Source organism: Priestia sp. VA7, from assembly GCF_055710015.1.
Window position 1 is genome coordinate 865,450 of record NZ_JBVQPN010000002.1, and the last position, 23,602, is coordinate 889,051.

The following is a 23,602-nucleotide window of genomic DNA, read 5'->3' on the forward strand; positions in this document are numbered from 1 at the left end:
CTTATTTAAAAGAACGGCTTTTTACATTTAAGGTCAGAGCTAACAGTTTATACAATACATAGATTCCAAGGTATGCACCGGTTAATAAAAAAGCTGAATTTAAAAAGATTGCATGAATGCTCGTCATAAAAACAGTATGGTTTTTTAAGATACGATAGATAGAAGCAGCAGCTATATTTCCAAATACTAGCGCTGAAAGAAGGGCTAACGTATTAAAAACTAGCTCTGCTCCTTTCCATTTGAGTGAGAAAAAGAGCATGATAATAGGAATAATAATACTTCCAGAAACTAACAGAAAAATCAATGGACCATCTCCAATACGTTATCTTATTACAGTTACATAAGATAATGTTTTTGCTTATTTTTAGATAGTCTTCCCTTTTTATAGTCTGTTAAGCTTTTTTCTTCCATTTTTTACTTATATAAAAAAGTAAGATGATGGATAAAACCATTAAAATGATTTTGCCTTGCATAGATCCTTGTGAAATATGATAAACCGAATAAACTTCAATAAAAAGCGCTGGAATTTTTCCAAGTGCGCTAGCAGAAATGAATACCGCAAAGGAGCCTTTTCCTATAGCGCTGAGGAATGTAATGAGGCCTGATGGAACAAAGGGAAGTAAACGCAAAGAAAGAATCAATATAAAACTCTCTTTCCCTTGTACGCGCAGCAGCTTCAGCGACTTGGAGTGAGAAGGTGTTTTTGTATGAACAAGTGTACGGAAACCTTTTCGATACAGCCAAAAAGAGAGAGCTGCACCTAAAACTTCTCCAATAAAAGAAAGCAAAAATCCGTTCCAAAAACCAAATAATTTTACGTTTACGAACGTAAGGGGTGTACTTGGAAATACGCCCGTAATGCTAATAAGGATGTTCAAGAGAATGCTGATAAACCCAGCTGCTTCTAAATGTTCAAGCAGAAATGTTTGAAGATAATCAGTCATGGTTATACTCCCATTTATGTTTTACTTTTAGGGCTATTTTAGATGATTTTCTACTATTATATAATTTTTGGCATGAAATAAGTAGGTAAGCAGTTTATAAAAAGCAAAACAGGGTAACTACTTACTAATGAAAGATGATTTACTGATTTGAAGGGATGGACAACTCATGTTGAAATTTTTGCTTGTTATTGTAGTTGTATTATTAATTATTATGATTTTTAAACGCTTTATCCGAAAATAAAAATGCTAAACTAAGCAGCTCGTGGGATCTTTCTCACGAGCTCTTTTGCGGAGCTATTCAGTAGCTCAACAATACACTTTTTACCTGTGATGAATATCACTGCAGCTAGGGAAATGAAGGGGTAAGATAGAAATGGGAGGGAGGTATATGGAATTATTATTCTATCTCAGCACTTATTTATCAGGGGGAGCTATCGCATTATGGCTAATTAATGCAGCATTTAATGGATTATTAAAATAACAGAGGGAGAGAAAATGAACGATTCTAAAGGTATATTTAACGATAAAGAAAGAAAGCTTGCTCGCTATTTGGAGACGTACACAACTGAGCAGATTTTAACTGAAGCAGGCATGTCTTCGTCTGCTGCGCTATATGAGTTGAAAAAAATAAGATTACCGCGGGCAGTTGCTAATACGATTGTTTATTACGTACTGGCAACAAATAATCAAAAGCTGGTTATGTACAAACTGCTCATGTTAGCTGGCGTTTGTAAAAAGCTTGGCATTCAAGATGCACAGGCAGCCCTCACTTTTATCAAAAAATATTACGTTTGTCATCAGCATTTACACTAGAAAGTACATTTGTCTGAGGGGGAAAAGAGATGAATATTGTCCCGTTTAAGCAGCGTTCATCTGCAAAAAACGATCAAGGCAGAGAACAGCCGTTTCAATGTTTCATTGAGGGAGATCGATTTCAGTTAGATTTGTATATGACATATTTATTTCATCGCTGCCATCCTAGCAGGTATAGATATAACCGTGCTAACAGAAAGGGTAGGATGTAATGATAAGATACCAGTGGTAGCGGCTTCATTTTTCCTGATGGAATAATGAAGCCGTTTGTTGTGTTAGAAAGAATGATTTACTATGATGTAGTTAATGATAAAAGAAAAAGGAAGGGAAGGAACGTAATGGATTTACATAAGTGGGAATATTGGATTTCAAAGCTCGAGCTTCAGCCTCATCCAGAAGGAGGGTATTATAAACAAACCTATCGCTCCAACGATGAAATTTCTGATAAAGAAGTGTCATCGCAGTTTGATGATAAACGCTTCCTATACACGAGTATTTACTTTTTATTAAGGTCTCAAGATGTATCGCATTTCCACCGGCTGCAATCAGATGAACTATGGTACTATCATGGGGGAAGTCCTTTAACCATTCATATTATTTACCGCGACGGAACCTATCAAGAAGTAAAACTAGGTACAAACTTAGAAAATGGAGAAGTTCCTCAATTTTTAGTTCCAAGAGATACGATTTTTGGTTCCTCTGTGGCAAATGAGAATACGTTTTCTCTCGTTGGATGCATGGTCGCACCAGGTTTTGATTTCCGTGACTTTGAATTATTCACAAAACAGCAGCTGCTTGATGAATTCCCCGAGCATGTTGTGATCATCGACAAATTAGGGTACGATAAATTGCCAAATGATTGAAAAGCATGCATCTCGGTTTGATGCATGCTTTTTTCATTTGAACCAGCCTTTTTCCTTAAAGCGAGTAATGGCTTCAATGCGGTTCTTTACTTCAAGTTTGTCTAGAATGGTAGAAATATAATTGCGCACCGTTCCAGTCTTAATAGATAGTTCGTCAGCAATTTCTTTTGTGTTTTTTCCATCAGCTACTAGAGCTAATACTTCTTTCTCTCTAGCTGTAAGAGGACTGGTAGATTCACTATATAAGTCATCCACTAATTCTGGAGCATAGAGGCGTCTGCCTGCCATCACGCTTCGAATGGAATTTGCGAGTTCTTCACTCGGACTATCTTTTAGCAAGTATCCGCTTACGCCGGCTTTCAAAGCTCTTTGAAAATAGCCGGAGCGAGCGAATGTTGTCAAAATGATGACTTTGCAGTTTAAATCTTTCAGTTCCTCTGCAGCTTCAAGCCCAGTTTTAAGAGGCATCTCGATATCCATTACGCATATATCTGGCTGGTGCTGCTTAGCAAGTGATACTGCTTGTTCCCCATTTGAAGCTTTTCCGACAACTTCCATGTCATCCTCTAAATTTAACAAAGAGCCTAAAGCCCCTAACATCATTTGCTGATCTTCGGCAATGACAATTCGAATCATAATTGTTCCTCCTTAATATGTTTAACGATGTTTGGAACTGTAATATGAATAATCGTCCCCCCTTGACTGGAGATATCAAGATGGCCGTTTACAAACTCCAGCCGTTCTTTCATTCCTAAAAGACCATTTCCTTTCCAGCAGGTTTTCTTCGTATTGATACCAATTCCATTGTCTTCTACCGTTATGCCTACTTCTTTTGCAGACTGATGTAAAGTAATCGTGCAAACGGTGGCTTGACTATGTTTGACCACATTGGTTACTGCTTCTTTTAAGCACATGCTAAGAATATTTTCAATGAGCAACGATACATTCTCTAATGAAATGGCCTCTTCTCCTACAAACTTAATTTCGGCAGCTTCTAAAAGCTCTTGAACGCGTTTTAGTTCTTCACTAAGGCGGATTCCACGCATTTGAGAAACCATGTTTCTCACTTCATTAAGAGCCGTGCGCGCTGTTTGCTGGACATCTTTTAATTCTGATTTTGCTTTTTCAGGATCTTTTGTAATAAGTTTTCTTGCTAAATCACTTTTTAGACCGATAAGAGACAGCTTTTGGCCTAACGTATCGTGCAGATCGCGAGCTATCCGCTGGCGTTCTTCCTGTTTTACAAGTTCAGAAATACGTTTATTTGCATCTTCAAGCTGTTCTTCCAGACGGTCTCGCTTCTTCCGATTATAAATGCTAAATGGCAGTACAATCACACTGATGGAAATTACAAAAATGAAAGGCAGCTGTTTTAAAAAGATCTCCTCTTGCATAACAACGTTAAAGTTTACAGAAATAACGGTGCTAATTAAATGAACAGCATACAAAGTGAAGAAAGCGAGTCGTTTTTGGATATTTCCAATAAAATAAGCGATAAAAAAAGCAAAGTAAAAGGCAAAGTAAATATAATTGAAAATAGTTGTCAGGGCTAAGGAAATAACGATTAACAAAGCCGTCCATACGTAAACGGACTTGCCTGTTGAAACAAACGCAAAACGATAGAAAATAAAAAATAAGATGGTGAGTAACGAACCAACAATAATGTGATTCATGGATGAAGACTGTAAAATAAAATAAAATGGTAGAATGACAAATACCGTCCATATGTAAGGAGATAGCCCAGTGATTTTTTGGAAAAACGTATATTTTTTCATAAAGAACCTCGTTTACTTGTTAAAATACACTATTAGTTTACCACAAAGTAGAACGAAATAAGTTTAGAGAGATAGATAAAACAGTCAAGCTTTTGAAAGCTTGACTGTTTTGTTTTATTTTATTAAAGTTCTGCTTTTGTTTGAGATGAAATTCTGCTTGCTTTTGGTGCAGCTGAGCGTGTTTTTATTTCTTTAAAGCTCACAAACATTTTGTTTTCTTCATCCCATAGACGGAATCGAAGAGAGCGAAGACTTGTTGCGAGTGTAATGGTTGGTACATTTTGAAGAGGCTGTGTGTGTTGATGAACAGCTTCAAGCTTATAGTTGGGCACTCTTGGGCTTAAATGATGTACATGGTGAAACCCAATATTGCCTGTTAGCCATTGCAATAGTTTTGGAAGCTTGTAAAATGAACTTCCTTCAACGGCTGCTTTTACATAATCCCAGTGCTCATCTTCTTCAAAATAAGAATCTTCAAACTGATGCTGTACATAAAACAGCCAAATTCCAATTGAACCTGAAATGAAGAAAATCGGTCCTTGAATTAATAGGAACGCCTGCCAACCTACCAACCAGCAGGTCGCTGCTGCTAATGCAACGATCAATACATTTGTAAGATACGTATTCATTCTTTCTTGTTTCTTTGCATTTTTTTGATTGAATCGGTTCGTAATCAAAAATACATATATAGGTCCCACGCCGAACATAATGAACGGATTGCGATAGATACGGTAAGCGATTTTTTTCCATATAGAAGCTTCTTTATATTCTGTTACGGTTAACACCCAAATGTCACCCGTACCTCTTTTATCTAAGTTGCTGCTTGTTGCATGGTGAATTGCATGGCTATGTCCCCATTGACTGTAAGGGAACATCGTTAAGACACCGGTAATGGTTCCGAGAATTTTATTGTGTTGTCTACTCTTAAAGAAAGAATAGTGACAACAGTCATGAAAAATAATGAATATTCTTACTAAAAATCCTGCTGCGATAACAGTTAGCGGAAATGCTAAAAAATAAGAAATTGAAAGGCTCTCATAAGCGAGAAACCACAGTGTGAAAAAAGGTAAAAAAGTATTAATCAATTGTCTTATGCTGTCTTTCATTACTGCTTTTTCAAAAGGTGCAACTTGTTTTCGTAAATTTTTTTGTTTTTGTATAGTCATATGAAATTCCTTTCATCACCGTATATTACCCTCAGTATAAAGAGATTTTTCTGACTATTTAAGACATACGTGTCATATAGAAACTATGACAGTTGTCATATATACGTAGGGGGAAGCTGTAAAAAATGAAAAAAAGCGGTATTTAACAGTCTGCGGTTCTGATAAAATTATACAGTGAAGGCTTATTGCTACAGAGTATTTAAGAAGAAAAAAGGAGTTTGAAATGAATAAAAGAAATAGATGGGTATATCTTCTTCTAGCTTTTGTGATCATGGGAGCAGGCCTTTTATCAAGAAAACTTACCGCGTATCTTCCTCACATCGTAAATATATATGCGGGAGATTCGTTATGGGCCTTAATGATTTTTGTCAGCGCGGGTTTTTCGTTTCCTGCATGGAGGACAAAAATGATTGGTATGTTTGCTATAGTGTTTTGTTACTTCATTGAATTTACACAGCTGTATCATGCTCGGTGGATTGATGAGATAAGAAAGACTCCGCTAGGAGGGCTCATTCTGGGGTATGGCTTCTTATGGAGCGATATACTAGCTTATTCGATTGGAGTCGGGGTAGGAATGAGCTGGGAGTATTATAGACATCGATTTAAAAGATCCGCCTAGCAAATACGGTTCAACGAATCTTAGAACTCAGCTGAGGATGGAATAAGCCGTAAGGTTATGAAGCAGGACGTATATACATAAAAATAAATTTATGCATAAAAATTTTTTACTTAAAACCAATTGTCTATTCGTTGAAGGAGAGGAAGAGAGGGGATTATTTGAACTTAATAGCCTGGATGATTATTGCATGTGAAATCGCTTTTTGGATAGTCATCGTTTTAGGATTAGCAGCAAGGTATATGTTTAAAAAACAAAAGCTCAGTTTTTTTATTTTAGCTCTAACACCTGTTGTTGATTTTTTTCTTCTGATTGTGACAAGCATAGACCTTTACGGAGGTGCTAGAGCGACGTATGCTCACGCTATTGCAGCCGTGTATATTGGAATTTCGATCGCTTTTGGAAAAAGTATGATTCAATGGGCAGACGAACGCTTTCAATATTATGTGATGAAAAGCGGAGAAAAACCTCGTAGGCGCTATGGAAAAGAATATGCAAAGCATTATTTTAAGGCATGGCTACAGCATCTTGTTGCTTACGCTATTGGAGCAGCTCTTTTAGCGGCGATGATGTATATAGTACCAAATGGAAAAACCAACGTGCTGAAAAGTGTAGTGGAATTTTGGACAGTTATTGTAGGAATTGATTTCTTATTATCTCTTTCTAATTTCGTTTGGCCTAAAAAAGAAAAAGAGTCCGGTTATACCAACTCATAAAAAGACATCGTCATGCGTGTAAAACAAAAAACCTCCCCGTAAGGAGGTTTTTTGTTTTACCATCCAGGGTATAGGTATATGAATGATGCTTGTCTGAGGTAGTTCAGTTTAGTTGCTTAAGCGGCTAAACTGCTTTTTGTGCAAATATATGTACAATTTATGTAGCGTGCATGATAAGAATTCTGTGTATTCCATATACTACCTCATATGAAAGGTAGACAAGTGATACAATACAGTTTGTTTTTAGGAGAGCTTTTATGAAAAAACGCCGGTTGGACTTTATTTTTTTATTTATTATTTTACTTTCCATTTATGCTTTCTTTTTTACCTCTATTGATGTTCATTGGAAGTATGCCTTAGTTGGATTATATGGGGTCATCATTTTCATTTGTATGTATTCACTTATGCTTGAAAATCGAACGCCTGAAAGTACGTTGGTTTGGATATATGTCCTCTTTTTCTTCCCTGTTGCAGGCTTTTTCTTTTATTTGTATTCAGGACAGCTCTATTTAAAGGGGCATATGTTTAAAAAAAAGCGTATGCATAACCGAGAGATGCTTAGAAAGATGGCAGACAAAGAAACGACGCCTGATCTATCGCCGCTTCAATCGCACCAGCGTTACTTTGCTCAGTATCTTCAATGTGTATCTTTGACGAAGATGAATGTTCATACAAAAACCTACGTCCTTAAGAACGGGCAAGAAACGTTTAATGAAATCAAAAAGCATTTGCAATTAGCAAAACAGTTTATTCATATGGAATACTATATGTTTCACTCAGATTCTCTAGGAAAAGAAATCATTGATATTTTAATAAAAAAAGCAAGCGAAGGTATAGAAGTGCGCTTTACATTCGATACAATGGGAAGTTTTACACTATCGGGTTCAGATATTAAACGAATGAAAAAAGCGAATATTAAAGTGCATCCTTTCTTACCTATTAAGTATGGATTTTTCAATCAAAAATTTAACTTTCGAAACCACCGTAAAATAGTCGTAATTGACGGGGAAGTAGGTTTTGTAGGGGGATTGAATGTTGGGGATGAGTATCTAGGAAAAAACAAAAAAATTGGTTTTTGGAGAGATACTCATCTGATGCTAAAAGGAGAATCTGTTCAAACCTTGCATTCAATCTTTATGTTCGATTGGGAATACGTTTCTGGAGAATGCTTAATTAACAATGAAGCGTATACAAAGCCTCATCCTGTCGAAGGAGAAGGCTTTGTGCAAGTGGTGGCGACAGGGCCGGATACGCAGGAAAATATGAGTGATTATTACTATACTATGATTACAAGCGCGACGAAATCAATCTGGATTTCAACTCCTTATTTTGTTCCAAATGAAGCCATAAGAACCGCCCTTCGTATTGCGGCTAGAAAAGGTGTAGAGGTACGGATTATGGTACCAGAAATTAATGATGGCTTTCTGACTCAATATGGAACGAGGTCATATTTTGCAGAACTTCTTCGCTGTGGAATTGAAGTATATTCGTATAAAAAAGGTTTTTTGCATCAAAAAATTGTGATTATAGACGGAGACATGGCTTCGGTCGGTACTGCAAATATGGATATGAGAAGTTTTCATCTGAACTTTGAAGTTAATGCATTTTTAATTGAAGGAGAGACGATTCAAACGCTCATCAAAAATTACGAAGAAGATATTGAAGACAGTCATTTGATCAAACCAGTAGCATTTTACAAACGAAGCTTAGTAGAACGTTCGAAAGAATCATTTGCTCGCTTATTTTCAGGTGTTTTATAAAATAAAGTTTGTTTTCAAAAAGCAGGAGGAAACGTATGGGTGAATCTCCATTTGTTAAAAAAGATACGTTTGGTCGAAAGTTACATCGCTTAAAAGAACGTACTAAGCCATTTGTCGTGCGTTTTTCACGGTTTGGTCATGTGGCTCAAGGTGTGGTCTATTTTATCATCGGTATATTAGCAATTCAGACAGCTTTCGGATTAAAAGGCGATTTAGTTACTTCTCAAGGAGCCCTACACACCATTGCAAAGCAGCCGTTTGGATTTTTAATTTTAATTATTTTGGCAGTAGGTTTAAGTGGATATGCGTTTTGGCAAATCATTTCTGCTATTTTTGATCCTCACCACGTTGGGCATGGCGTAAAAGGCGTTTTTACTCGTTTAGGCTATTTAGTGGTAGCCACGTTTTATATTAGTCTTTGTGTGAGTTCGGTAAAAATTTTGCTTCATGCTCACGTTCATACGTCAGGTAAGCATTATCAAACGGTATCAGCCAAGTTGTTATCTTATCCCTTTGGGCAAACCATCATTGCGCTTACAGGTATCGGCGTTATTATCTTTGGGATTGGACAAGTATATTGGGCTCTTTCAGGACGCTTCCTAAAAAAACTAAAGAAAAACGAAATGTCAAAAGAAGAGTGGCGATGGAGCGGGCATATTGGAAAAACAGGTATTATTGCTCGAAGTATCGTCTTTGGCATTATTGGCTTCTTTCTGATTCGCACGGCTCTTCAAGCAGATCCAGACGAAACGAAAGGGTTAGATGGAGCCCTTGCTGAAGTAGCACAGCGTCCTTTTGGGTCTGTACTGCTGGCTATCGTATCAATCGGGCTTATGGCATACGGAGTATATATGTTTGCAGAATCAAGGTATAAACGAATTGATCCTTAATAAAATTAAAAAGATGAAAAAGCTACTTTTTGGCCTTCTGCTCATATCATATAGCAGATAGATAATGAACAGGAGGAGAGGCAGATGCCATCGGTAGTAGGAGCCGTAAATATCTCAAATGTATTGGTTTCATCTTCAGTGGAGTTTGGTGATTGTCTGGCTATTAAGCCAAAGAGTACAGCTTTTACAACAGTCGGTTCTGGCAGCGGGAACACAGGGAATTTTATGAATATTACAAGCAGTACCAGTACCGCTAATACAATTGATATGGATATTAAGGATCAAAATGTAGTGGGAAATGCATAAGAAACGAAAGCTTATCGTCATCGGACGGTAAGCTTTTTTATTTGAATTTCACGTATACCCAGACGTTTCTTTACCACAATGTACCTCTAGGATTCTATCTTATAGGAGTAGTAAACTAGACAGGTGATGTCAAAAAGTGGGGAGGCGAAATTATAAAATGAAGAAAATATGTATGAGCCTGATCGTTCTCTGTCTTTTCAGTGGAGGATTGGCCCCGATGAGTAAAGGAGCCGCTGCTTCTTCAGTGGGCACTGTCAAAGGTGACAACGTAAACGTATATCATTCTCCTTCCTTACATTCTTCTGTTATGCAAACAGTGAAAAAAGAAGAAGAATTTCCTGTCATTTCATCTGAAGCTGGAGATGCAGCTCAAGTTACTACTCATACGGTAGTGCCGGGAAATACACTATGGCTACTAGCTAAGCAATACGGTGTAACAGTCAGTGATCTAATAAAACAAAATCAGCTAAAAAAGACGGAGCTGATTCCAGGGCAAACGCTGAAAATACCACCAAAAGGCTTGTTACATAAAGTAGTATCAGGAGATACGCTTTGGAAAGTCTCCGTAAAGTACGGTGTAAAAGCAAATGAATTAACAAAGTTAAATCAGCTATCCTCAACAAATATTAAGCCCGGACAAACGCTTATTATTCCTGATTACTATGTACAAGTACAGCTTTTGGAAGGGAAAAAGGGCTGGATCAAAAAATCTGATTTAGTGCAAAAGAAGCATCAGCCTGTAGTTATGGGTTGGAGCTTTAATGAAAAAACAGCAGGCTATACAGAATCGATGAAGCAAAAGAATTTAGACGTTGTTTCACCTCGTGGGTTTACGCTAACGTCGAATGACAAAGTTGTTTCATCTTCTATAAATGAATCATATGTTCAAACGGCTCATAAAAACGGCAAAAAAGTCTGGCCGCTTATTGGTAACAATTTTGATGATGTACTTACAAGTGATGTGCTAAGCAATAAAGCAAAGCGGAAAAAGCTTGTATCATCAATAGAAAGTTCGCTAGTAAAAACAAACAGCGATGGGATCAATGTTGACTTTGAAAACATTAATATTAAAAACAAACAAGATTTTGTTTTATTTATTAAAGAATTAAAAGCAGCGTTAAAACCTCATGGTATGACTATTTCAGTAGACGTAACAAGAGAAAATAATGATCCTTTTTGGTCGGGAAGCTTTGATAGGAAACAGATTGGTCAAGTGGCAGACTATGTCATTATGATGGGATATGAAGAACACTGGGGAGGAAGTCAGATTCCAGGATCTGTTGCTTCACTGCCTTGGGTGAAAGAAGGCACACAACTTCTTATGAAAGATGTACCTGCACACAAAATCCTTCTGGGAGTTCCTTTTTATACGCGAGAATGGAAAACGGACCTATCGACCAAAAAAGTTGTCACAAAAGACTTAACGATGAAAGAAGCCGAAGCTGTTATCTCTTCTAAAAAGTTAGCTAAAAAATGGGATAGCCAAGCCTCACAGTACTATGTAGAATACACGGAAAATGGTACGAAGCATCAAATATGGCTCGAAGACAAAGCATCTATGCAGCGCCGGGTTAAATTAATTAATGACTATCATTTAGGTGGGGCGGCAGCTTGGTATATTGGTTCAGAAACCTCAGATATATGGGAGTTATACAACTTTTAAATAAAAAACACACCTCTTGCTTGATTTAGTGAGGTGTGTTTTTTATTTGCATCATAATGAAGCGCATACATCTATTTACAAACGAGAGAAATTTTACAATATTTGTTTTTCTTGAGTTAATTTATAACTATATTCCAAAATGAGCCTATTTAACCTTTTTTTAGTTGAAAACGCTTAATGACTTTACGATAAAGATAATTTATAGTAAATTCAGTTTCTATACAATAAATTTACTAAATGAACAATTAAGTAATTTAATTATTAATTAAGTGAAAGGAATGAATATTATGGGAAAAGTATTAGTAATAGGCTTTCCAGGTGAAGGGCATGTGAATCCTTCTTTAGGAATTGTAAAAGAGTTGATGACTCAAGGGGAAAAGGTCGTCTATTACGGCATTGAAGACTATGCTGAAAAAATTCGGAAATCAGGCGCGGAATTTCGTGAATACGAAGATTTTCGTCCAAGTCTTGATATGAGCAACCGGATGACAAACGAAGAGTCTTATGACCGCTATGAAATAATGAATTTGTTTTTAAATGAATCTGAAAATATTATTACTAAAATTATGAGTGAAACGAAACATGAAACATATGATTATGTACTTTATGATTATCACCTTTTAGCAGGTTCCGCTGTGGCCGACCTTCTTCAGCTTCCGAAGGTTTCTCTTTGTACAACATTTGCGTTAAATAAGGAGTTAGCAACTTGTATGATGCCAAGTGGTCAAACAGAACCTGACCAATCTTCCTTTTATCCTCAATTCGAAAAATCATTAAATAAGTTCAACAACCAATATAATACCCAGTTAAAAGATTCCATTGACATTATGTCGAATCCAGGGGATATTACGCTAGTATTTACGTCAGAATTCTTTCAGCCAAACGTATCTGAATTTACGAGTGAGTACAAGTTTATTGGTCCTTCAATTGTTAAACGATTAGACATTGAAGATCCTTCTTACTTACAAAATGAAAATGAAAAAATTATTTTTGTTTCTATGGGAACTATTTTTAATCAGCAGCTAGAAATCTATAACTTATGTGTAGAAGCATTAAAAGATTTTGAGGGTAAAGTTATTTTATCTATTGGTAAAAATACAAAACCTGAAGAATTAGCACACATTCCAGAAAACTTCGTTGTGAAACAATACGTACCGCAGCTAGAAATTTTAAAACGTGCGGATTTATTCATTACTCACGGCGGAATGAACAGCAGCAGTGAAGGGTTATACTACGATACGCCCCTTGTCGTTATTCCAATGGCAGTGGATCAATTTATGGTTGGCGATCGCGTGCAGGAGTTAGGAGCAGGTGTAAAATTAGATAAAAATAATGTATCTGCTGAGCTAATCAAAAAGACAGTTAACGACGTTTTAACTACTCACACATATAAACAGCATGCACAACAAATTGGAGAATCACTTCGCTCAGCGGGAGGATACAAGCAAGGAGTGAAAGAAATTTTCAATGTGGTGCCTGTCAAAGCGTAATAGATGTAAGGCAGCTAGATAACTAACAGAGAGGAGTAAATATAATATGCAGACTATAAAAAAAGCAGTTATACCAGCAGCAGGGTTAGGTACTCGTTTTTTACCCGTTACAAAATCTATCCCAAAAGAAATGCTTCCAATTGTAAATAAACCCATAATTCAATTTATTGTAGAAGAAGCCTTAAAATCAGGAATCGAAGATATTTTAATTGTTACAGGAAACGGGAAACAAGCAATTGAAAATCATTTTGATCACAATATTCAGCTGGAGCACTTGCTTCATCAAAAGGGAAAAACTGAACTATTAGAAGAAATGGAGCATATCTCTGAACTAGCGAATATTCATTACGTTCGTCAAAAAGAAATGAAGGGCCTTGGCCATGCAATTGGCTGTGCTCGACAGTTTATTGGAAACGAACCGTTTGCAGTTTTACTTGGAGATGATTTAACAGACCCAGATCAGCCTTGTTTAAAACAGCTGATTGACCAGTATAACCAAACGGGATCATCGGTTATCGGCGTACAGCGCGTAGAGGAAGAATCCGTTCACCGTTATGGGATTATAGATCCAAAAGCAAATGAAAACCGGTTATACGAAGTGAATGGTTTTGTAGAAAAACCATCATTCGAAGAAGCTCCGTCTAATTTAGGAATTATTGGACGCTATGTATTTACACCTGACATTTTTGATTATCTTGAAACGCAGGAAGCTGGAAAAGGCGGGGAAATTCAGCTGACAGATGCTATTCAGCGTATGAATATAGACCGTTCTATTTATGCTTACGAATTCGAGGGCGAACGTTATGATGCAGGAGAAAAATTAGATTTTATTTTTACGACTCTTGCTTTTGCATTAAAAGATGAAGAATTAAAAGCACCTCTTTTGACCAAATTCAAAGAACTTATCAGCAAAGAAGAACAAAAAGAAAAAATTGCTGTACAAATTGGAAAATAACCTTCATTTACACACCTTTCTTCTAATTTTTCTTGAAGAAAGGTGCATTTTTTTGCGGAAATGGAACGTTTGACAGCTGGATAGAAAGGGTTGAAATGAGTTTATGTCAAAAACAGAAAATTCGTTTGTATCAGGCATAAAGATTGTATTTACAGACCGGGATTTTCGAACGATTTTTATTTCATTATTTATTATTGGATTATCTGTTGGCGGCTTTATGCCTTATCTAACGGTTTGGGCAACAAATACATTGCATGCCACTTCTTTTCAAGCAGGATTTTTATTTGTGCCAATGAGCATTATTGGTTTAGTCGTCTCGTTTTATTTAGCTTCGTTATCAGACAAATGGGGGAAACGAAAGCCATTTATTATTTGGGCGTTACTGATTGGAACCATTTCAAGAATGCCGTTAGCGTTTACGCATTCTTATACAATAGCACTCGTTTTACTTGCTATAGGAGGGTTTAATGCGTTCTCTTTTTTCTTTGCCCTGCTGAATGATTTTATTGTTAAAAAGCAAGAAAGCAAATCGCAGGCAGGTACGATTACTGGTACCGTGCGAATGGCTTTTTCACAAGGCTATATTTTTGGACCTATGCTTGGCGCTTTAATTATTGACCACGGAGGGTATACTCTTTTATTTTTATTATCAGGGTTGTTATCGCTAGCAACTTTAGGGTGGGTTCTTTTTGCGCTTAAAGAAGACAGTATGCCTCAAACTTCAGTTCATGGATCTTCAAAAGCGCCAGCCGGTATACCTTCTGTATTAATAGCTGTATTCGTAGCAGCTCTTTTCATTTTTGCGGGTGATTCCGGGCGTTCTATGTATTTGCCACTCTACATAACGGATACGTTAAAACAATCCGTTTCGATTGTAGGGTTTCTCTTTACTGTTACATCTGTTTTTGAGCTAGTATTTATGCCGTTAGGGGGCTATTTTTCTGATAAGATCGGAGTTAAACGATTCTTTATCATTGGAATTGCTTGCCAAGTGCTTTATTTTATTTTAACGAGCCTTCATTTACCGCTGAGTGGGTTAATTGTGCTTCAAGTATTTTATGCTTTTATTCTGTCCGCTACAATGGGAGTGGGAATGGTGTATGCTCAGTCACTCTCTCCGCGTCAAATTGGACTAGCCACAACGGCATATATGACCGCTATACAAACTTCAGCAGTTGTCAGTAGCTTAGCTATGGGGTCGCTAGTCAGCGTGATTCCGCTGCCTTCTACTTTTTACATTTTAGCTGTTTTCTCGGTTATTTCAGGTGTGATGTTCCTGTTTATGAAGCAAAAATCAGCTGAGGAAATGAGTTGAAAAGAAAAGTTAAGAAGAGGTTGAGACATTACCAAATTAATTCAATCTAAAGGCGGACAAATAGTATACATGAGCTGGACTGCTTGTGCCACCGCAGTTGATTTCCGTACAAGTCTTCGCTTTCCGCGGGTGGCGGATGAGCCTCCTCGTCGCTTGCGCTCCTGCGGGGTCTCATCTGTTCCACTTTTCCCGCAGGAGTTTTCGCCTTGCTCTCCAATCAACTGCTAGAAGGACCTAAACAAATGACACATACGTTCACCATAACAAAAAAAAACGAACCATTGATTAATGGTTCGTTTTTTTTACTTTCTCTAAAATATTTTTGCCCCCGCCTCTTTTTTATGAGGCTGTTTCTTGAATTTGTTCGCTGCGATTTTTATTTAAGATTTTGCGGTAGCGGTAATTAACAAAAGCTGCCGCTGCCATACCTACTACTGAGAGCATCGCATCAAAAATAAAGATAATTGAAATATGTCCCGTTTTAGACATGAGCCCTGTTGCTAAAGGCAATAAAATAGCAGCTAATCCAGCAGCCGTCGCGACAATTCCGGTAACCGTTCCTTTTTTGTTCCAGAAAAGCTCGGTCATAACAGTAATCGCTAATTGAAAGACCCCAGCCGTAGAAAATCCCATGAAAAAAGCAGCTGCAATTGCAATAGCAGGTACTTTAACAAAAAGAAGCGTAAGTACGGCTATAAGGGTAATCATCGGGTAAACGAGAATAACCGTTACAGGACGAAGCACTTTGCTTAATAATACAGCTAATACTAAAACAGAGATTAAAGCTCCGATGCTGTAGTAGCTTAAAAGGCGGACCGAGCTGCTTTCAGCCATACCTAATACTTGTTGACCATAAGTAGGGAGCCAAATTTGAGCCACCGTAAAAAGCGCTGTAGAAGTAAATCCAATCACAATAAGAGCAATTCCTTCTTGTTTCATTTTAGGAGCAGAGATAAATTTATTCTCTGCTGTATTTAGCTGTTGAACTGTACTCTGTTCGCGTTTATGATTGGGAAAAGGCAGTTTGAACATAAAGATCATATTTAGTAAATAAATAAGAGCAGGAAGAAAAAAAGCATACCCATAAAACAAATCACGATCTGCAAAAAAGGCAATCATAAACGGCAAAAGTGCCGCTCCTGCAGAAATAAATGCTTTTACAAGAACACTGGCTGAACCTGAAGATTTAGGAAAGACCTCAATCAAAGCAGGGTACGTTCCAGCATCCATAGCAGAGTTTGCAATACCAGCGATAATAGCAAAGATAAAGGCTGTTTGATAATTTGGCGATAATGGAATGCCAATTAAAAAAATCGCCATCGTCAGAGACGAAACAATAATCAAAGGCTTTCGTCCGACTTTATCAGACAAGACGCCTGATAGAGAATACGAAAGCAATTTTCCAATTCCGATAGCAGAAATGATATAGCTGATTCCAGCACCGTCGGTATTTAATTGTTTTGTCAAAAATGACATATTTGATGCAAGCATGATATTGACCATGCCCAGTAGAAAGTAGTTAATATACATACCTGAAGCTGACAGCATGTACTTATTTTTCATCTTTTACACATCCTTACGTAAAAAAGCTTATATGAACTGGATAAAAGTAATCACCCGTTCCTCCTTTTTTCTTCGTTATTTATAAACCTACTTCCATGATAAGTTTATGAAGACATTACCTTTATCTTTATCTTTTATCATTACATCTATTTAGTCCTTTTTAGTATGTGACTAAATGCCTGGTGCTTCAAATCAATATGAAATCTATTCTAACATGTTTTTAGTGCTTTAAACTAAAAAAGTGATATTTTATAAAAAAATCCTGTCTTCTTTTGCGGATTCACAAAAGAAACCCACAAAAAATGTTCACTTTAAAGCCAGGCTGCACAAGAAGTGCCTCCTAATAGTGGTTATTAAAAAGGAGAAAAGGGTATTTATAAATTAAGGAAAAAGAAACAAAAGAAGAAAGGTGGAAACAATGAAACACAAAGTATTTTTTGATGCGCAATGTCCTTTATGTTACAACGTAAAAAAAATAATTAAAGCGCTGGACTGGACCAACCGAATCCAGTGGATTCCAGTTCAATACATTGAACGAACGGAGTATAGTTACTTAAAAGAAGAAGGAAGAGACTTATATGATCAAATTCATATGGTGACCAAAAAAGGAGAAGTTCTAGCAGGATTTGAAACGGTCAGACGCCTTTTAGCTGTTTTGCCTCTTACATTTCCAATAGGTGTGCTTTTGCATTTACCATTGATGAACAAAGCCTTTAGCCCGCTATACAAGTGGGTCTCCACAAACCGGTACGACTGGTTTGGGCGCTACGATTCTCCGCGAACCACATAAATATATAAAAGGGACAAGCTTTGAAAAAGCTTGTTCCTTTTGTTTTGAAGACATTATACTTTATACATACTTTAATTTTAAAAAACGTTAATTTAGTGTGACTTAGACGCGTAAATTCTAGAAAAACAGCTATAGCTGAAAGGGAGAACTTATATGATAACAAAATGGACAGCTGAACGAATGCCCGATGTAACGGGAAAAACAGCCCTTATAACAGGAGGAAACAGCGGTATTGGATTTGAAGCTGCAAAGGCTCTAGCTGCGCGCGGAGCAGAAATCATTCTTGCTGTACGTAATGAAGCAAAAGGGAAAGAGGCTGAAAAGAGAATTAAAGCGGCTAACGGGAATGCTAAAGTGACGATTATGTCATTAGATCTCAGTGACTTGATCTCTATTCGACATTTCACCAATCAATTTCTTCAACAATACTCGTCTTTGAATCTTCTCATTAATAATGCAGGCGTGATGGTGCCGCCTCACAGCAAAACGAAAGATGGATTTGAACTGCAGTTTGGCTGTAATCATTTAGGGCATTTTGCATTGACGGGTTTGCTTCTTCCTTTGCTAATGGAAACTCCACATTCACGAGTCGTAACGGTAAGCAGTATAGCTGCTAATTCTGGAGAAATCTATTTTGATAATCTAGACGGGGAAAAAGGCTACAGTCCAATGAAGTTCTATAGACAAAGTAAACTCGCCAACCTGTTGTTTGCAAAAGAATTGCAAAAACGTTTAGAAGCAGCGGGATCAACGACAATTAGTGCGGCGGTGCATCCAGGCATTTCGAATACTAACCTATTATCACGCGGTTCAGGCAAAGAGCCAAACGCTTTGTTGAAGCTTTTGGTCAAGCTATTTAGTCAATCTGCAGAAATGGGCGCGCTGCCTACCCTTTACGCAGCCACTGAAGCAATAGAAGGCGGTGCGTATATTGGGCCGGACGGAAAAGATGCTAAAAAAGGATATCCTGTAAAAGATATGATGGGAGACGTTTTATTTAAACCGGACGTAGCAGAAAAACTATGGAGCGCATCGGAAGAGTTAACAAAAGTGACATATATATTCAAGAAAAGGTAAAAACCAGCGGCTATTGGTCGCTTTTTATCTTTTTTTTGAATCAAAACATTATAACGTTATATTTACTTATTTAATTCTTTATGTTATTCTACATTTGTAAAAGCAGAAAAATAATTAACATTAGTGTAAGCGTCATCATAAGGGGAGTGAACGAAATGGAGAATCGGTTTCTATTACGGAATGTCAAATCGGTCACTGAAAAAGAGTTTGATATTGTTATAGAAAATGGAAAAATCTCTGAGATAGCAAAAGCTGGTGAAGGAAAAGCACCGCTTGTTTATGATTACTCAGGAACCTACATATCAAGCGGATGGATTGATTTACATGTTCATGCATTTCCAGATTTCGAGCCGTATGGAGATGAGATAGACGAGATAGGAGTGAAACAAGGAGTAACAACACTTGTAGATGCAGGTAGCTGCGGTGCTGATCAAATAGCAGATTTAGTTCAAAGCCAATATGCAGCAAAAACTAATTTGTTAGCGTTTTTAAATATTTCGCGTATTGGTCTAAAACGCACAGATGAGCTTTCAAATATGGAGTGGCTAAAAGCGGAAAAAATTTTGGAAGCCATGAAAGCATATAGAAGCATTATTGTAGGTTTAAAAGCCCGTATAAGTAAAAGTGTAGTAGGTAAAAGCGGTATTGAGCCTTTATATTTTGCTCGAAAAATGTCTAGTGAAATTTCACTTCCATTAATGGTTCATATCGGATCTGGCCCTCCTGCTATTGAGGAAGTTGTTTCGATTCTAGAAAAAGGAGACATTATTACTCACTATTTGAATGGAAAAGCTAATAATCTATTTGATAATGAAGGAAAGCCGCTTCCACTCCTAATGGAGGCCATCCAACGAGGTGTTCATTTGGATGTAGGGCATGGAAATGCAAGCTTTTCGTTTCAAGTAGCAGAAGCTGCCAAAAAGCATAATGTTAAATTCGATACAATCAGTACAGATATTTATCGGAAGAACCGACTAAATGGGCCTGTATATAGCTTAGCTCATGTATTATCTAAATTTCTTTATTTAGGATACAGCCTTGAAGAAGTAGTTAATGGTGTTACTGTTAATGCGGCAAAATGGCTTAACAGACCCGAGTTAGGAAGGATACAAGTTGGAGACCGTGCCAATTTAACTCTCTTTACTATAGAAGACGAGCCTGTTCTGTTTATTGATTCCGAAGGAGAGCAGAGAGAAGGTAAGCAAATAATTAAAGCAAAAGGAGTAGTTGTAAATGGAACGTTCATTGAATGCTAAATATGGCTTGAAACGAGTAATTAATGCGAGCGGCCGAATGAGCATCTTAGGAGTATCAGCACCAACTGATACAGTAATGGATGCAATGAAGCAAGGAGGACAAAATTACGTTGAGATTGCTGATTTAGTTGGTAAAGCAGGTGACTATATTGCTGACATTCTAGGATCAGAAGCAGCTGTGGTTGTTAACTCAGCTTCAAGTGGAATTGCTCTCTCTATTGCTGCTCTTGTTACACAAGGAAACCGCCGTAAAAGCGAGCGCCTTCATCAAGAGGTCATCTCCAAAAATGAAATTATTATGCTGAAAGGTCATAACGTACAGTACGGGGCCCCAGTTGAAACCATGGTTTATTTAGGTGGCGGAAAGCTTATTGAAGTTGGCTATGCTAATGAGGGTAGAGCGACTCATATTGAAGAAGCGATTTCCGAAAATACAGCTGCTATCCTTTATGTGAAGTCTCATCACACTGTTCAAAAAAATATGATTTCTGTGGAAGAAGCGTGGGAAGTTGCACAGAAAAATAATATTCCATTGATTGTGGATGCCGCGGCAGAAGAAGACCTTCAAAAGTATGTAAAATACTCAGACCTTGCGATTTATAGTGGTTCAAAGGCAATTGAAGGTCCAACATCTGGAATTGTTGGTGGTAAACGTAGCTACATTGAATGGTTGAAAGTTCAATTACATTGCATTGGAAGAAGTATGAAAGTTGGTAAGGAAACAACGTTTGGATTACTTCAAGCTCTTGATGAGTATCGCGAGAAAAAAGATAAAAGTGAACAAGAAAAAGAAAGTTTACAAGCATTGATGTCATTAAAAGATATAGAAGGCGTGAATGTGACAATTGTACAAGATGAAGCAGGTCGAGCTATATTCCGTGCACGAATTCAAATCAGTCCAGAACGGGCTAATACAACTGCGAAAGAGGTTGTAAAAGAGTTGTGTGAAGGTGAAATTGCTATTTATACACGCGATTATGGGATAAGACAAGGATATTTTGATATCGATCCCAGACCTTTAAAGGGCGATGATATACATGTAATTGAGTCTAGAATACGCGAAATTGTAGGAGGAAAGTGACATGTCAAACATTACAAAACGTTTTTATAAAGAGCGCGCAGCGTTAAACGTATTAGCAAACAGTATCGAAAATGCCAAAGAAGTATTTGAGGCTGCAGAAGGGCATGTCTTAGTAGGCGTGTTATCCAAGGATTATTCTACTGTCGAAGAAGCAGTAAAAGCAATGAAAGAATACGGAAAAGAAATTGAAGAAGCAGTATCAATCGGTTTAGGCGCTGGAGACAATCGTCAGGCAGCTGTAGTAGCAGAAATTGCAAAGAATTATGCTGGCAGTCATATTAATCAAGTATTTCCTGCTGTTGGAGCAACACGTGCTAATCTAGGTGAAAAGGATAGCTGGATTAATAGTTTAGTGTCCCCAACCGGCAAAGTCGGCTACGTAAATATTTCGACTGGCCCAGTTAGTGCAGCGCATGATGAACAAGCTATTGTACCGGTCAAAACAGCTATTTCCCTAGTACGTGACATGGGAGGAAACGCGCTCAAGTATTTTCCTATGAAAGGGTTAAGCTATGAAGAGGAATTCCGAGCTGTGGCAGACGCTTGCGGGGAAGAAGGATTCGCTTTAGAGCCAACTGGCGGAATTGATAAAGAAAACTTTGAAACAATTTTGCGTATTGCTTTGGAAGCAGACGTTCCAAAAATTATTCCGCATGTTTATTCGTCAATTATTGATCAGAAAACAGGAAAGACAAAAGTAAATGATGTACGCGAGCTTCTTGAAAAGATGAAAAAGTTAGTTGATCAGCATGGCTAAGAATTTTGCAGCATTTGGAGAGGTAATGATGCGTTTACAAGTACCAGGATATGAATTACTTTCTCAAGCTCATACATTAAGCTATTCGTTTTCTGGTACAGGGGTAAATGTAGCGGCGGGGTTAGCTAACTTCGGATATACGGGATATTTGATTTCTGCTTTACCGGATAACGCTGTGGGAGATGCGGCTGTATCTTATCTTAAAAAGTTAGGTATTTCACAGTCATTTATTAAACGCAGCGGAAAACATGTCGGTATGTATTTTTTAGAAAATGGATTTGGGTCCCGATCTAGCCGGGTTACATATACCAATCGTTTAGAAAGCAGCTTCAACAGAGCTCCTGAAGGCATATATGATTTTGAGAATATTGCGGAGAAAGTAGATGTGATGCATTTTTGCGGAATCTCTCTGGCAATGAATGATTCCGTCCGGTTCCATATGAAATCATTTGCCAAAGCGGTAAAAGAACGCGGTGGTATGGTCGTATTTGACTGTAACTACCGTCCGTCTCTATGGGGAGATGGAGGATATGAAAGCGCAAAACCTCATTATGAAGATATGCTGTACCTTGCAGATATCGTAATGATGAATGAACAAGATGCTATGCACATTCTTAAGATGGAAACAGAAGAAACAAGCAGAAGAGAGCAGCTGATGAAACTAATTCCAAAGGTGGCAAAGAAGTACGATCTTTCTGTCGTAGCCGGTACGCACCGATCTATTAATAAGGACAATAAGCACTCTTTGTGCGGTTTTATATATAAAAATCATACATTTACATTTTCTGATACGATTACTTTTTCTGTCTATGATAGAATAGGCGCAGGAGATGCCTATACAAGCGGCATTTTATATGGCGAGTTAGAGGGCTTTTCGACAGAAAAGACTGTTGCATTCGCTGTAACAGCGGGAATGCTTGCTCATACAATCGTAGGCGATACTCCTATGTCATCCCAGTACGATATACAAAAAGCGATGACAGAATCAGTAGGCGATGTAGAAAGGTAGAGGATGTAATAGTGAACGTATCTCGAAAAAAAGGACCATTGTATTTGCAAATAAAAAATATCTTAAAAGATCGAATTTTGCATGGCGTGTATCCCATTCAAACAAATATTCCTTCTGAACCGCAGATGGAAGAGGAATTTCAAGTAAGTAAAATTACGGTTCGAAATGCTATTAAAGAACTTGTGAAAGATGGATATTTAGAAACAAAAAGCGGTAAAGGAACAAAAGTTATTCGAAATACATCCATTTCAAGGCTGTCAAAAGGAAAACGCTTTACCGAAGTGTTGGTGGAAAAAGGGCATATCATTCAAAAAAGGCTGCTTGGGGCAGAGACAATTGAAAATGCACCAGAAACAACTTTATATAAGCTGTTCGGTGAGCAATGCATTCGAATAGAACGTCTTTACTATTTAGATAATGAACCTTATATTCATTACACGCATTATTTAACCATGCAGCGCATGGAAGGGATAGAATTAACACACTTAAATGCACAATCGTTATACGATTTGATTGAAGAACAGGATATTACATTGGAGAAATTTCGAGATCAGTTTGCTGTTGCAAAAGCTGATTCTTATGTAGGCGAAAGACTGAATGTGCAGGCCGGAGAAGCGCTATTAAAAAGATCACGGTATTCATATGATGAAGAAGGAAATATCATTGAATACAGTGAGGGCTATTATAATACAGAGATGCAGCAATACATTGTGAATTACGATATTTAAGAAGTGCGAGAAGAATACATATTCTTTTCGCCTGAAAAAATGAGAGCGTTTACTAAATGGGGGAAAAGA

At 37.4% G+C, this 23,602-nt stretch carries 26 protein-coding genes; 19 read left to right on the forward strand and 7 right to left on the reverse strand.

Going from position 1 to position 23,602, the window contains the following annotated elements:
* Window position 1: 1 nt before the first annotated feature.
* Window positions 2-304 carry a hypothetical protein gene (locus tag AC0C45_RS10915; protein WP_013056193.1) on the reverse strand — a complete coding sequence of 101 codons (303 nt, stop codon included), beginning with the start codon at window positions 302-304 and terminating at the stop codon, window positions 2-4.
* An 88-nt stretch (window positions 305-392) separates the two neighbouring features.
* Window positions 393-944 carry a TVP38/TMEM64 family protein gene (locus AC0C45_RS10920; RefSeq protein WP_047930908.1) on the reverse strand — a complete coding sequence of 184 codons (552 nt, stop codon included), beginning with the start codon at window positions 942-944 and terminating at the stop codon, window positions 393-395.
* A 495-nt stretch (window positions 945-1,439) separates the two neighbouring features.
* Between AC0C45_RS10920 and AC0C45_RS10925 the strand changes: the two genes are divergently transcribed.
* From AC0C45_RS10925 to AC0C45_RS10935, 3 genes are all read left to right on the forward strand, one after another.
* Complete coding sequence (locus AC0C45_RS10925; protein ID WP_013056195.1) at window positions 1,440-1,757, forward strand: hypothetical protein; 318 nt, start codon at window positions 1,440-1,442, stop codon at window positions 1,755-1,757.
* A 29-nt stretch (window positions 1,758-1,786) separates the two neighbouring features.
* On the forward strand, window positions 1,787-1,969 hold the full coding sequence (locus AC0C45_RS10930; protein ID WP_016763519.1) for a hypothetical protein: 183 nt from the start codon (window positions 1,787-1,789) through the stop codon (window positions 1,967-1,969).
* A gap of 126 nt (window positions 1,970-2,095) precedes the next feature.
* Entirely contained in the window at window positions 2,096-2,620 is a 525-nt protein-coding gene (locus AC0C45_RS10935) for a cupin domain-containing protein (protein ID WP_034655253.1), read from the forward strand.
* 33 nt (window positions 2,621-2,653) lie between these two features.
* Here AC0C45_RS10935 and AC0C45_RS10940 read toward each other — a convergent pair whose 3' ends face one another.
* From AC0C45_RS10940 to desA, 3 genes are all read right to left on the reverse strand, one after another.
* A complete protein-coding gene (locus AC0C45_RS10940) occupies window positions 2,654-3,256 on the reverse strand; it encodes a response regulator transcription factor (RefSeq protein ID WP_013056197.1) in 603 nt (200 codons plus the stop codon).
* On the reverse strand, window positions 3,253-4,395 hold the full coding sequence (locus tag AC0C45_RS10945) for a sensor histidine kinase (protein ID WP_016763521.1): 1,143 nt from the start codon (window positions 4,393-4,395) through the stop codon (window positions 3,253-3,255). The genes AC0C45_RS10940 and AC0C45_RS10945 overlap by 4 nt, the downstream gene beginning before the upstream one ends.
* A 122-nt stretch (window positions 4,396-4,517) precedes the next feature.
* Window positions 4,518-5,561 carry a Delta(5) desaturase DesA gene (desA, locus tag AC0C45_RS10950; RefSeq protein WP_013082402.1) on the reverse strand — a complete coding sequence of 348 codons (1,044 nt, stop codon included), beginning with the start codon at window positions 5,559-5,561 and terminating at the stop codon, window positions 4,518-4,520.
* A gap of 223 nt (window positions 5,562-5,784) precedes the next feature.
* On the opposite strand from desA, the gene AC0C45_RS10955 reads away from it, so the two are divergent.
* The 9 genes from AC0C45_RS10955 to AC0C45_RS10995 all read left to right on the forward strand — a co-directional run bounded on the left by AC0C45_RS10955 (window position 5,785) and on the right by AC0C45_RS10995 (window position 15,272).
* A complete protein-coding gene (locus AC0C45_RS10955) occupies window positions 5,785-6,180 on the forward strand; it encodes a ribosomal maturation YjgA family protein (protein WP_047930907.1) in 396 nt (131 codons plus the stop codon).
* A gap of 158 nt (window positions 6,181-6,338) precedes the next feature.
* A complete protein-coding gene (locus tag AC0C45_RS10960) occupies window positions 6,339-6,893 on the forward strand; it encodes a hypothetical protein (protein ID WP_047930906.1) in 555 nt (184 codons plus the stop codon).
* A gap of 257 nt (window positions 6,894-7,150) precedes the next feature.
* Window positions 7,151-8,653 carry a cardiolipin synthase gene (cls, locus tag AC0C45_RS10965; RefSeq protein WP_047930904.1) on the forward strand — a complete coding sequence of 501 codons (1,503 nt, stop codon included), beginning with the start codon at window positions 7,151-7,153 and terminating at the stop codon, window positions 8,651-8,653.
* A 35-nt stretch (window positions 8,654-8,688) separates the two neighbouring features.
* The gene (locus tag AC0C45_RS10970; protein WP_016763525.1) at window positions 8,689-9,543 is read left to right on the forward strand and encodes a DUF1206 domain-containing protein; all 855 of its coding nucleotides are present in this window, start codon (window positions 8,689-8,691) and stop codon (window positions 9,541-9,543) included.
* An 84-nt stretch (window positions 9,544-9,627) separates the two neighbouring features.
* Window positions 9,628-9,849 carry a spore germination protein gene (locus tag AC0C45_RS10975; protein WP_016763526.1) on the forward strand — a complete coding sequence of 74 codons (222 nt, stop codon included), beginning with the start codon at window positions 9,628-9,630 and terminating at the stop codon, window positions 9,847-9,849.
* Window positions 9,850-10,066: 217 nt separating this feature from the next.
* Window positions 10,067-11,512 carry a glycosyl hydrolase family 18 protein gene (locus tag AC0C45_RS10980; RefSeq protein WP_237893736.1) on the forward strand — a complete coding sequence of 482 codons (1,446 nt, stop codon included), beginning with the start codon at window positions 10,067-10,069 and terminating at the stop codon, window positions 11,510-11,512.
* A 287-nt stretch (window positions 11,513-11,799) separates the two neighbouring features.
* Window positions 11,800-13,002, forward strand: coding sequence for a macrolide family glycosyltransferase (locus AC0C45_RS10985; RefSeq protein WP_034653315.1), 1,203 nt, complete (start codon window positions 11,800-11,802; stop codon window positions 13,000-13,002).
* Between the two features lie 46 nt (window positions 13,003-13,048).
* Window positions 13,049-13,957 carry a UTP--glucose-1-phosphate uridylyltransferase GalU gene (gene galU, locus AC0C45_RS10990; protein WP_047930900.1) on the forward strand — a complete coding sequence of 303 codons (909 nt, stop codon included), beginning with the start codon at window positions 13,049-13,051 and terminating at the stop codon, window positions 13,955-13,957.
* Window positions 13,958-14,060: 103 nt separating this feature from the next.
* On the forward strand, window positions 14,061-15,272 hold the full coding sequence (locus AC0C45_RS10995) for an MFS transporter (protein WP_047930899.1): 1,212 nt from the start codon (window positions 14,061-14,063) through the stop codon (window positions 15,270-15,272).
* 41 nt (window positions 15,273-15,313) lie between these two features.
* On the opposite strand, the gene AC0C45_RS11000 is transcribed toward AC0C45_RS10995, so the two are convergent.
* Window positions 15,314-15,493, reverse strand: a complete 180-nt coding sequence (locus AC0C45_RS11000) for a hypothetical protein (RefSeq protein ID WP_080743092.1) — start codon at window positions 15,491-15,493, stop codon at window positions 15,314-15,316.
* A gap of 118 nt (window positions 15,494-15,611) precedes the next feature.
* Entirely contained in the window at window positions 15,612-16,835 is a 1,224-nt protein-coding gene (locus AC0C45_RS11005; RefSeq protein ID WP_034653309.1) for an MFS transporter, read from the reverse strand.
* Window positions 16,836-17,253: 418 nt separating this feature from the next.
* Between AC0C45_RS11005 and AC0C45_RS11010 the strand changes: the two genes are divergently transcribed.
* From AC0C45_RS11010 to AC0C45_RS11040, 7 genes are all read left to right on the forward strand, one after another.
* The gene (locus AC0C45_RS11010; RefSeq protein ID WP_013082413.1) at window positions 17,254-17,625 is read left to right on the forward strand and encodes a thiol-disulfide oxidoreductase DCC family protein; all 372 of its coding nucleotides are present in this window, start codon (window positions 17,254-17,256) and stop codon (window positions 17,623-17,625) included.
* A 153-nt stretch (window positions 17,626-17,778) separates the two neighbouring features.
* Complete coding sequence (locus AC0C45_RS11015; protein ID WP_034653307.1) at window positions 17,779-18,702, forward strand: oxidoreductase; 924 nt, start codon at window positions 17,779-17,781, stop codon at window positions 18,700-18,702.
* Between the two features lie 155 nt (window positions 18,703-18,857).
* Complete coding sequence (locus AC0C45_RS11020; protein WP_095379881.1) at window positions 18,858-19,958, forward strand: amidohydrolase/deacetylase family metallohydrolase; 1,101 nt, start codon at window positions 18,858-18,860, stop codon at window positions 19,956-19,958.
* Window positions 19,936-21,039 carry a DgaE family pyridoxal phosphate-dependent ammonia lyase gene (locus AC0C45_RS11025; RefSeq protein WP_034653304.1) on the forward strand — a complete coding sequence of 368 codons (1,104 nt, stop codon included), beginning with the start codon at window positions 19,936-19,938 and terminating at the stop codon, window positions 21,037-21,039. The genes AC0C45_RS11020 and AC0C45_RS11025 overlap by 23 nt, the downstream gene beginning before the upstream one ends.
* Before the next feature lies 1 nt (window position 21,040).
* The gene (gene dagF, locus AC0C45_RS11030) at window positions 21,041-21,796 is read left to right on the forward strand and encodes a 2-dehydro-3-deoxy-phosphogluconate aldolase (protein ID WP_047930896.1); all 756 of its coding nucleotides are present in this window, start codon (window positions 21,041-21,043) and stop codon (window positions 21,794-21,796) included.
* Window positions 21,789-22,805: a sugar kinase gene (locus AC0C45_RS11035; protein WP_034655251.1), complete on the forward strand. Its 1,017-nt coding sequence runs from the start codon at window positions 21,789-21,791 to the stop codon at window positions 22,803-22,805. The genes dagF and AC0C45_RS11035 overlap by 8 nt, the downstream gene beginning before the upstream one ends.
* Window positions 22,806-22,816: 11 nt before the next feature.
* Entirely contained in the window at window positions 22,817-23,533 is a 717-nt protein-coding gene (locus AC0C45_RS11040) for a GntR family transcriptional regulator (RefSeq protein WP_047930895.1), read from the forward strand.
* Window positions 23,534-23,602 lie beyond the last annotated feature (69 nt).